3 protein-coding genes are annotated in these 1,068 nt (G+C 51.4%); all 3 read right to left on the reverse strand.

The features are described from left to right. The coding region (locus R7Z41_RS24350; RefSeq protein ID WP_318141686.1) for a YhfT family protein at window positions 1-620 on the reverse strand (620 nt) is incomplete at its 3' end. A gap of 11 nt (window positions 621-631) precedes the next feature. Continuing rightward, the gene (locus R7Z41_RS24355; RefSeq protein ID WP_000719728.1) at window positions 632-985 is read right to left on the reverse strand and encodes a DUF2620 domain-containing protein; all 354 of its coding nucleotides are present in this window, start codon (window positions 983-985) and stop codon (window positions 632-634) included. A gap of 10 nt (window positions 986-995) precedes the next feature. After that, window positions 996-1,068: hypothetical protein (locus tag R7Z41_RS24730; protein WP_411913150.1), on the reverse strand; the 73-nt coding region annotated here is incomplete at its 5' end.

A 1,068-nucleotide genomic window follows, 5' to 3' on the forward strand; every position in this document is an offset into this window, starting at 1 on the left:
TCATCACGATGACGCAGGTCGTGAGTTATCGCGATCCCCAGCAGCATCACCATGCCAATAAAGATTTCGATGGATTCAGGGTTAAGATGTGGGAAATAGCGCACGACTACCACACGGGTCATCAGTACCACCACGGCGGCGATCAGACTTTGCTTCCAGCCAAACTGGTAGAAAATCGCCACCAGCGGGAACAGTGCAAAAGCTGAAACCACCGGCGAGCTTAATTCCCCCAGGCTACCTAATACATCCACCGGCAGCGCGGTCAGCAGCTGGTTTACTGGCAACAGGCAAGTAAGGATCAACACGCCCCAGATAGCGCCAAGACCAAACGCCATCAGGCTGTTTATCGCCAGGACGCCGAGGATATCGGTAGGAAGAAAGAGTAACCATGCGTTGAGCAGCCCGGTTTTCAGGGGAAAAGAGATCCCCACCGAGGCCACAAAACCAATGCTCAGACCAAAAGCGATACTCCCCGCCTCGCGACGGTTCATATAGCCTTCAATCAGTTGCGGCAGGATCGGGCGGATGCCGTCATGAAAAACAGCCGCCGAGCGATGCGCCAGAAGCGATGTCATACCCGTCAGGCACGCCACCACGATAATCTGAATATACAGATCCATAGTCGTGCCTTTTATTTCAGATGGTTAATCAGCATCGGAATCGCGTGTTCGACGTGCTCAACGGAAAGGCCAAACGCCACTTTTCCTTCAGCGATCATTTTGGCGATATGCTCGTCTTTCGCTTTAATGCCTGGTTTGGCAATGGTGCAACTTTTGTTATAGCCTATCACCGCGATGGCAATCGACAATGCCGCGCCCGCACCGGTATTACACGCGCCGATGTAATAATCCAGTTGCCCGGATTTCACCTTCATTGCCGCTTCCATGTCGTTGTGAATGAAAACTTCAAAACAGCCAGGAGCCGTCGCTTCAATAGTTTTTTTAATCTGCTCACGCTGTAAGCCTGCAACGCCAATCTTTTTCATGAGTCTGTCCTTATTGGAAAAATTGAGAGGGATTTTCACGTAACATCACATCCACATCGGCCTGACTGAATCCTGACTGGCGC

This window comes from Vibrio sp. 1457 (assembly GCF_033340195.1).
Lineage (GTDB): Bacteria > Pseudomonadota > Gammaproteobacteria > Enterobacterales > Vibrionaceae > Vibrio > Vibrio alginolyticus.

Excerpts from the sequence above, each read along its gene's own strand:
- R7Z41_RS24355 (WP_000719728.1), bottom strand. The coding sequence starts at position 985 with ATGAAAAAGATTGGCGTTGCAGGCTTACAGCGTGAGCAGATTAAAAAA.